At 31.8% G+C, this 9,877-nt stretch carries 10 protein-coding genes; all 10 read left to right on the top strand.

What is annotated here, in order from left to right; translation table 11 throughout:
* Positions 1-229: 229 nt before the first annotated feature.
* On the top strand, positions 230-985 hold the full coding sequence (locus CD121_RS08060) for a DeoR/GlpR family DNA-binding transcription regulator (RefSeq protein ID WP_017638471.1): 756 nt from the start codon (positions 230-232) through the stop codon (positions 983-985).
* Positions 986-1,270: 285 nt separating this feature from the next.
* Positions 1,271-1,699, top strand: coding sequence for a galactose-6-phosphate isomerase subunit LacA (gene lacA, locus CD121_RS08055; RefSeq protein WP_017638472.1), 429 nt, complete (start codon positions 1,271-1,273; stop codon positions 1,697-1,699).
* Positions 1,700-1,716: 17 nt separating this feature from the next.
* A complete protein-coding gene (gene lacB, locus CD121_RS08050) occupies positions 1,717-2,232 on the top strand; it encodes a galactose-6-phosphate isomerase subunit LacB (RefSeq protein WP_017638473.1) in 516 nt (171 codons plus the stop codon).
* Between the two features lie 12 nt (positions 2,233-2,244).
* Positions 2,245-3,177 (top strand): tagatose-6-phosphate kinase, encoded by a 933-nt coding sequence (gene lacC / locus CD121_RS08045; RefSeq protein WP_126567866.1) that lies wholly within the window; start codon positions 2,245-2,247, stop codon positions 3,175-3,177.
* 3 nt (positions 3,178-3,180) lie between these two features.
* A complete protein-coding gene (gene lacD / locus CD121_RS08040) occupies positions 3,181-4,152 on the top strand; it encodes a tagatose-bisphosphate aldolase (RefSeq protein ID WP_017638475.1) in 972 nt (323 codons plus the stop codon).
* A 31-nt stretch (positions 4,153-4,183) separates the two neighbouring features.
* A complete protein-coding gene (locus CD121_RS08035; protein ID WP_023373578.1) occupies positions 4,184-4,495 on the top strand; it encodes a PTS lactose/cellobiose transporter subunit IIA in 312 nt (103 codons plus the stop codon).
* Between the two features lie 5 nt (positions 4,496-4,500).
* Entirely contained in the window at positions 4,501-6,222 is a 1,722-nt protein-coding gene (locus tag CD121_RS08030) for a lactose-specific PTS transporter subunit EIIC (RefSeq protein ID WP_124760853.1), read from the top strand.
* A gap of 18 nt (positions 6,223-6,240) precedes the next feature.
* On the top strand, positions 6,241-7,653 hold the full coding sequence (gene lacG, locus CD121_RS08025) for a 6-phospho-beta-galactosidase (protein WP_126567864.1): 1,413 nt from the start codon (positions 6,241-6,243) through the stop codon (positions 7,651-7,653).
* Positions 7,654-7,759: 106 nt separating this feature from the next.
* On the top strand, positions 7,760-8,620 hold the full coding sequence (locus tag CD121_RS08020) for an alpha/beta hydrolase (RefSeq protein ID WP_126567861.1): 861 nt from the start codon (positions 7,760-7,762) through the stop codon (positions 8,618-8,620).
* Between the two features lie 226 nt (positions 8,621-8,846).
* Positions 8,847-9,854 (top strand): NADP-dependent oxidoreductase, encoded by a 1,008-nt coding sequence (locus CD121_RS08015; protein WP_126567858.1) that lies wholly within the window; start codon positions 8,847-8,849, stop codon positions 9,852-9,854.
* Positions 9,855-9,877 lie beyond the last annotated feature (23 nt).

Genomic DNA, 9,877 nt, shown 5'->3' with positions numbered 1-9,877 from the left:
TTTAACATATGACTTCTTTACATTTATATATTATAGTAATAATGTTAAAGATATTGAAGTGATTTTATACATACTATTAAAATACAGTTGAACAATGTATTTTGCATACAATTAAAATTAGTAAATGATTAGGTAGATTCAGTATTTTTACTATTGAATAATCATGAATATTGATAAAAGATGGAAATTGAATGATGACACTGGCCTAATGTAAGGAGGTATTTATTTAGTGAATAAGCACGAACGTTTAGATGAGATTGCTAAGCTAGTCAATAAAAAAGGAACAGTGAGGACCAATGAAATCGTTGAAGGTTTAAATGTTTCTGATATGACAGTAAGAAGAGATTTAGTTGAATTAGAAAACCAAGGTGTTTTAACGAAAATACATGGTGGAGCACGTAGTAATTCAAATTTTCAATATAAAGAAATGTCACATAAAGAAAAGCACACACACCAAATTGAAGAAAAAAGATATATTGCTAAAAAAGCAGCCAGTTTAATTGAAGATGGTGATACATTATTTTTTGGACCAGGAACGACGATTGAAGTTCTTGCCGAAGAAATAAACCATCATTCTTTAACGGTGATAACAAATTGTTTGCCCGTTTATAAGATATTATTAGAGAAACAAACAACCAATTTCAGAGTTTATTTACTAGGTGGAGAAATGAGACATTTAACAGAAGCATTTGTAGGTGAAATGGCAAACTCAGTATTAGAAAAGCTTCGTTTTTGTAAAATGTTTTTTAGTAGTAATGGTGTTAATAAAGGTAGTGTTATGACGTCTTCTTTAGATGAAGCCTACACACAGCAACTTGCAGTAGAACATTCAGTTGAAAAATATTTACTAGTAGATCATACCAAAATAGGAAAAAATGATTTTACTTCAATTTGTCACTTGGATGATCTGACCGCAGTTATAATGGATAATCAAGATCAAGAGAAGCTAGAACAAATTAAAACATATATAGAAGTAGTAGAATAATATATTACTTTCAGAATAAATGACCTCGAATCAAACGATTCGAGGTTTTTTGTTTGAAATAATTACTTATTAAACGAATTTCAACATAATAAAACATTTTTCTGTGAAAAATCGAATATTTAGCTACAAATGTTTGGAAAAGTGTTTAATTCAAACAAAATACAAACATATTATGTTGAATTTATGTTGGTTTAAGTTTATAATTTAAACGTAAAGATTTGAAAGCCTTTTCTTTAAATATATATAAGATGCTTTTAATGACTATATTTGATAAGGAGAATTGCTATGACAATCATAATTGGATCAGATGTGGATGGTAAGCGTTTAAAAGATTTAATTAAAACATATTTAGTAGAAAGTAATTTTGATATTTTAGACGTTACTGAAGGTAAAGATTTAGATTTTGTAGATTCTACACTTGCCATTGCTAAAGAAGTACAAAAGAATGATGACAATTTAGGAATCGCAATTGATGCGTTCGGAGTTGGGAGCTTTATGGTTGCTACAAAAATTAAAGGTATGATCGCTGCGGAAGTGTCAGATGAAAGATCTGCATATATGACAAGAGGTCATAATAACTCAAAAATGATTACGTTAGGTTCAGAAATCGTAGGGGACACATTGGCACAAAATGTAGTTAAAGGTTTTGTTAATGGACACTACGATGGCGGGCGTCACCAAATACGCGTAGATATGCTTAATAAAATGTGCTAATTAGAGGAGGATTAACAATGAAAATAGCATTAGGTTGCGATCATATTGTAACTGATACAAAAATGGAAGTTTCACAGTTTTTGAAATCAAAAGGTCACGAAGTTATCGATGTAGGAACATATGATTTCGCGCGAACTCATTACCCAATTTTTGGTAAAAAAGTGGGTGAACAAGTAACAAGTGGGAATGCGGATCTAGGTATTTGTATTTGTGGAACTGGTGTTGGTATAAACAATGCAGTTAATAAAGTACCAGGTGTTAGAGCCGCACTTGTAAGAGATATGACTTCTGCACTTTATGCCAAGGAAGAGCTAAATGCAAATGTCATTGGTTTTGGAGGTAAAATCATTGGTGAACTTTTAATGTGTGACATTATCGAAGCCTTCATTGAAGCAGAGTATAAACCTTCTGAAAAAAATGAAAAATTAATTGCGAAAATTAAACATTTAGAAACACATAACGAAGACCAAACGAACCCTAATTTCTTTAATGAATTTTTAGAAAAATGGGATAAAGGCGAATATCACGATTAAAGGAAGACACATATGATATTAACACTAACTTTAAATCCGTCTGTAGATATTTCATATGCTATTGAAGATTTTCAGCTTGATACTGTGAATCGAGTATCGAACATTGATAAAACTGCTGGCGGAAAAGGACTCAATGTAACTCGAGTATTGAATCAACTAAACGAATCAGTTATAGCTAGTGGATTAATCGGTGGTCAACTGGGCGAATTTATTGAACAACAATTAGAAGACTCACATATTAAACATTCTTTTTTCAAAATTAAAGATGTTACTAGAAATTGTATTGCTATTTTACATCAAGGTAAGCAAACGGAAATTTTGGAAAAAGGGCCAACTATTAGTAAAAAAGAAGGACAAAACTTCTTAGAACACGTTGATGAATTGATTCGACAAACTAAAGTGGTTGTTATTTCAGGAAGTCTACCTAAAGGTTTAAATAACAATTACTATTTGAAGATTATTGGAAAATGTCATGATGAACAGGTTCCATTAATACTAGATAGCTCTGGAGAAACATTAGTATCTTCTTTAAAAGGATTACATAAGCCAACTGTTATAAAACCCAATATTGATGAACTATATCAGTTATTAGGTCAACCTGTTGATGAAAGTATAGATGGGCTAAAACAAGCAGTAAATGATTCATTATTCAAAGATATAGAATGGGTCATTGTTTCATTAGGAGCAAAGGGTATGTTCGCTAAGCATCATAATCAATATTACAAAGTCAACATACCTTCTATTAAAGTATTAAATCCAGTTGGTTCTGGAGATTCTACAGTTGCCGGTATAGCTTCTGCATTGTTAAACAATGAAAGTGATGATGAACTTCTCAAAAAAGCTAACACCTTAGGTATGCTCAATACTCAAGAATCACGTACAGGATATGTCAATATCAAAAACTATGACGAATTATATCATCAAATTGAATTATTAGAGGTGTAAATAATGGTAAAAACTCAAAATAAAACGACAGCAATTTCACAATTAAGTAATGAAAATGGTGTTATTTCAGCATTAGCATTTGACCAACGTGGTGCTTTAAAGCGAATGATGTCTAAATTCCAAACAACTGAACCAACAGTTGAACAAATTGAAAAATTAAAAGTACTTGTAGCTGAAGAACTTACACAATATGCATCATCTATTTTATTAGACCCAGAATATGGTTTACCAGCTACTGAAGCTAGAAATAAAAACTGCGGATTATTATTAGCATATGAAAAAACAGGTTATGACGTAAATGCTAAAGGTCGCTTACCTGACTGTTTAGTTGAATGGTCAGCTAAACGTTTAAAAGAACAAGGCGCGGATGCAGTCAAATTCTTACTTTACTACGACGTTGATGATGATGAGTATATCAATGTTCAAAAACAAGCATATATTGAAAGAATTGGTTCTGAATGCGTTGCAGAAGATATCCCATTTTTCTTAGAAGTTTTATCATATGATGACAATATTTCAGATAATAGCAGTGTTGAATACGCAAAAGTTAAACCTAGAAAGGTTAACGAAGCTATGAAATTATTCTCTGAACCACGTTTTAATGTGGACGTACTAAAAGTTGAAGTACCAGTAAATATGCAATATGTTGAAGGGTTTACTGATGGAGAAGTTGTTTATACCAAAGAAGAAGCGGCTCAACATTTTAGAAATCAAGAAGCATCAACGAATCTTCCATACATTTATTTAAGTGCAGGTGTTTCTGCAGAATTATTCCAAGAAACATTAAAATTTGCACATGAATCAGGGGCTAAATTTAATGGTGTACTATGCGGTCGTGCAACATGGGCTGGTGCAGTTCAAGTATATATTGAACAAGGTGAAGCCGCTGCACGTGAATGGTTAAGAACAACAGGATTTAAAAATATAGATGATCTTAACAAAGTACTAACTCAAACAGCGACATCTTGGAAATAACATAATTTAAATTGAGGGGAGTATATCGCTCATGAATAGAGAAGAAGTACAATTAATTGGTTTTGAAATAGTTGCTTTTGCAGGAGATGCACGGTCTAAATTTTTAGAAGCATTGACTGCTGCACAAAATAAAGACTTCGATAAAGCTGAAGCTTTAATTGAAGAAGGAAAAGGTCTTATTGCAGACGCGCACAAAGCACAAACAAGTCTTTTGGCTAAAGAAGCCCAAGGAGAGGATATCGCATATAGTGTGACAATGATGCATGGTCAAGACCATTTAATGACAACTATATTATTAAAAGATGTGATGTCACATTTAATTGAATTATATAAAAGAGGGTGAAGACCTTGATGAAAAAGTTAATTGCTCAAATTGAAAAGGGTAAACCATTTTTTGAAAAGTTATCGAGAAATATTTATTTAAGAGCCATTCGTGATGGCTTTATATCAGCAATGCCTGTTATTTTATTTTCAAGTTTATTCCTATTGATTGCATTTGTACCGAATGTATTTGGCTTTAAGTGGGATAAAGAGATGGAAGGCATTTTAATGAAGCCTTATAACTACACAATGGGTCTTGTAGCATTATTAGTTGCTGGAACAACTGCCAAATCTTTAACAGATTCATATAACCGCAAGTTAGAAAGTACGAATCAAATTAACTTTATTTCTACTATGCTTGCGTCAATTTGTGGATTTTTATTCTTAGCAGCAGATCCTGCTAAAGAAGGTGGATTCTTAAACGCATTTTTAGGAACAAAAGGTTTATTAACAGCGTTTATTTCTGCATTTGTAACTGTTATTGTTTATAACTTCTTTATTAAACGTAATATTACTATCAAAATGCCTAAAGAAGTACCTCCAAACATATCTCAAGTATTTAAAGATATTTTTCCATTTTCAGCAGTCATTTTAATTCTTTATGGATTTGATTTAACTGTTAGAGCAACAATCGAAACTAATGTTGCGGCAGCGGTTCTTAAAGTATTCGAACCATTATTTACTGCAGCAAACGGATGGATTGGAATCACAATTATCTTTGGTGCATTTGCTTTGTTCTGGTTTGTTGGTATACATGGTCCATCTATTGTAGAGCCAGCTATTGCAGCTATTACATATGCAAACATTGAAGCAAACTTTAAGTTAATTCAAGCGGGTGAACACGCAGACAATGTTATTACCTCTGGTACTCAAATGTTTATCGTAACTATGGGTGGTACAGGTGCAACATTAGTAGTTCCATTTATGTTTATGTGGATAGCTAAATCTAAACGAAATAGAGCTATAGGTCGTGCGTCTGTGGTACCTACATTCTTTGGTGTTAACGAACCAATTTTATTTGGTGCACCTTTAGTATTAAACCCTGTATTCTTTATTCCATTTGTTTTAACACCAATTGTTAACGTATGGATCTTTAAATTTTTCGTAGATGTATTAGGGATGAATAGTTTTTCTGTTAATTTACCGTGGACTACACCGGCACCTTTAGGTATCGTCATGGGTACACAATTTGCATTATTATCATTTGTCTTAGCATTAGTATTAATTATTGTGGATATTATTATTTATTATCCATTCTTAAAAGTTTATGATAATGAAATTTTAGAAGAAGAAGCTGGTAATAAAGAAAGTAATAGCGAATTACAAGATAAAGTAGCAGCTAACTTTGATACTAAAAAAGCAGATGCAATATTAGCTTCACATTCTAATAGAGAAGCAGAGTCAACACCTGACTTAACTAATAATATTACAGAACAAACGAATGTATTAGTCCTTTGTGCTGGGGGAGGAACAAGTGGATTACTAGCTAATGCACTTAATAAAGCAGCAGAAGAATATCATGTTCCAGTTAAAGCAGCTGCTGGAGGATATGGTGCACATAACGATATTATGAAAGATTATCAATTAATCATTTTAGCACCTCAAGTAGCATCCAATTTTGAAGATATTAAACAAGACACTGATAAATTAGGTATTAAATTAGTTAAAACTCAAGGTGTCGAATACATTAATTTAACACGTGATGGACAAGCAGCATTAGCATTTGTACAAAAACAATTTGAAAATTAGATAGGAGCGTTTTTCATAATGACTAAACAATTACCTGAAGATTTTATTTTTGGTGGAGCGACTGCCGCATATCAAGCAGAAGGAGCAACTCAAACTGATGGTAAAGGACGTGTTGCATGGGATACTTATCTAGAAGAAAATTATTGGTATACTGCTGAACCAGCAAGTGATTTTTATCATCGATACCCAATCGATTTAGAATTAAGTGAAAAGTTTGGTGTTAATGGTATCCGTATATCAATTGCATGGTCAAGAATTTTTCCTAAAGGATTTGGGGAAGTTAATCCAAAAGGAGTAGAATACTATCATAATTTATTCAAAGAATGCCATAAACGTCATGTAGAGCCATTTGTTACGTTGCATCATTTTGATACGCCAGAAGTATTGCATAAAGATGGTGATTTTTTAAACCGTAAAACCATTGAATATTTTGTAGATTATGCTGAATATTGTTTCAAAGAGTTTCCAGAAGTAAAATACTGGACTACTTTTAATGAAATTGGACCTATTGGTGATGGACAATACTTAGTTGGAAAATTCCCACCAGGAATTACATACGATTTCGGAAAAGTATTTCAATCACATCATAATATGATGGTTGCACATGCTAAAGCAGTAAAGTTATTTAAAGATGGTGGTTATAAAGGAGAAATTGGTGTTGTACATGCATTGCCGACTAAATATCCATTAAATCCTAACAACCCAGAAGACGTTAGAGCAGCAGAATTAGAAGACATCATTCACAATAAATTTATTTTAGATGCAACATATTTAGGTAAATATTCAAGAGAAACTATGGAAGGTGTTCAACATATTTTAGCTGTTAATGGTGGTAAATTAGATATTAAAGAAGAAGATTATCAAATCTTAGACGCTGCTAAAGATTTAAATGACTTTTTAGGTATCAATTACTACATGAGCGATTGGATGAAAGCATATGATGGTGAATGTCTCATCACACATAATTCAACTGGAGATAAAGGTGGATCAAAGTACCAATTAAAAGGTGTTGGTCAAAGAGAATTTGATGTCGATGTACCTAGAACGGACTGGGATTGGATGATTTATCCTCAAGGTTTATATGATCAAATTATGAGAGTTGTAAAAGATTATCCGAATTATCATAAAATCTATATCACTGAAAATGGATTAGGCTATAAAGGTGAATTTATTGAATCTGAAAAAACAGTTCATGATGATGCTAGAATTGACTACATTAAGCAACATCTAAATGTTATTGCTGATGCAATTAAAGATGGCGCTAACGTAAAAGGTTATTTCTTATGGTCATTAATGGATGTATTCTCATGGTCAAATGGTTATGAAAAACGATATGGATTATTCTATGTAGATTTTGACACACAAGAACGTTATCCGAAGAAAAGCGCATATTGGTATAAACAAGTAGCTGAAACAAGAGAAATAAAATAACTTATAAAAACAAGGTGTATTTAAAATAATGCGCCTTGTTTTAATGTGCGGTGGTTGTAAAAATACTATATACTAATAGAATATATAAAATAGAAGAGGTAATCTAATGAAAGCAAAATGGCTATTAATTATAAGTATTTTAATCATCGCATTCATTGCAATTGCTACAGTGATGATTACACGTCAACATCATTCTACTAAAGTAAACGATCAACGTTTTATAAAAAGTCATACGGCTACTATCTTTTTACATGGATATGGTGGAAGCGAAAAGTCTGAAACGTTTATGGTAAAACAAGCAACTCAACAGGGTGTAACCCAAAATGTAATTACAGCTAAGGTAGATAGCAATGGTGAAGTTAACTTCAAAGGACATATGAAGTCAAAAGCTATAAACCCTATTATTAAAATAGAATTGGAAGATAATAAAAATGGGTACACATCACAAAACGCAAAAAATATTAAAAATGTTTTATCCCAATTAAAGACAAAATATGAAATAAAGAAATACAATTTCGTAGGTCATTCAATGGGCAACTTATCCTTTGCATATTTCATGAAAATGTATGGTACAGATAAAAAGTTACCACAATTAAATAAAGAGGTTAATATAGCAGGTACTTTTAACGGCGTATTAAATCTAAATGAAAAAGTAAATGAAATTAGTGTTGATAAAAATGGTAAGCCAAACAAAATGACTGATAATTTTAAAGAATTATTACCGCTGAAAAATATTTATAAAAATAAAGGTATCAAGGTATTGAATATATACGGAGATTTAAAAGACGGTACACATTCGGATGGACGTGTATCTAATAGTTCATCAAAGTCACTTCAATACTTAATTGGTAATAGTGTTAAAAGTTATAAAGAATCAAAATATACAGGTAAATCTGCTCAACATAGTCAATTACACGAAAATAAAAAAGTTGCCGATGAAATCGTAGAATTTTTATGGGCTAAATAAAAAAAGGTACAGTTTCTAACTGATATGAATTCGTACTTAATTGTTAGAATTAAACGGTTAAGTCGAAAACAGCTAGAGATTGTACTTTTTTATATTTTTTAAGAAATCAGTAACACGATTCATTCTTAATTTAAAATTTTATTTTCTTATACAATTAAGTTGGCATGATTTAGACATCTTGAATTGAGGTATTTAAATATTATCAATAATTAAAAAGGATGATTTCATGGATAATAAACAAATTATTTTTAATAAATACCCTGAAGGTATGCCACAAGATGATACATTCAAATATGAAGACATAGATATTACTGAGCCTAAAAATGGTGAAGTACAACTAAAAACATTATATATTTCAGTGGATCCATATATGCGTGGAAGAATGTCTAAAGGAGATTCTTATGTTCAACCATTTGAAATAGGACAAACTATAGAAAGTCATGTTGTAGCACAAGTAACTGCATCACAAGTAGATGGATTTAAACAAGTTGATATTGTTACCGGCGTATTACCATGGAAAAAATATAATACTGTAACTAGTGATAAAGTACGAGTTGTACCATCTACAGAGGTACCGCTAGAATTATATTTAAGTGTATTAGGTATGCCAGGACAAACTGGTTATCATGGGTTATTAGATATCGGTCGTCCACAAGAAGGTGAAACCGTTGTTGTATCAGCGGCATCTGGAGCGGTCGGTTCTGTTGTAGGTCAAATTGCTAAAATTAAAGGATGTCGTGTTGTTGGTATTGCTGGTGGACCAGAAAAAGTATCTTACCTAACAGACACATTAGGATTTGATGCAGGTATTGATTATAAAGACAATCAATTTTCAAGCAATCTAGAACAAGCATTACCTGATGGCGTTGATGTATATTATGAAAACGTTGGCGGCCAAATTAGTGATGAAGTATTCAAACATTTAAATCGTCATGCGCGTATACCTGTATGCGGTTCTATTTCTGCATATAATCACCCTGAAGAAGACATTGGTCCAAGAATTCAAGGAACATTAGTGAAAAAACAAGCTATGATGAGAGGATTCTTAGTAGCCGAATTTGCCGATGATTTCAAAAACGCAAGTGAACAATTAGCAGAGTGGGTACAACAAGGTAAAATTAAAACACAAACATCAGTTGAAGAAGGTTTTGATAAAATTCCTAATGCTTTCAGAAACTTATTTACTGGAGATAACTTCGGTAAGCAAGTAATTAAAGTAGCAGATGTTGAATAAATTCTTTAAAATTAAAAGAAAAC

This window comes from Staphylococcus pasteuri, from assembly GCF_003970495.1.
GTDB lineage: Bacteria > Bacillota > Bacilli > Staphylococcales > Staphylococcaceae > Staphylococcus > Staphylococcus pasteuri.
This window is presented reverse-complemented; position numbering and strand designations above follow the sequence as displayed.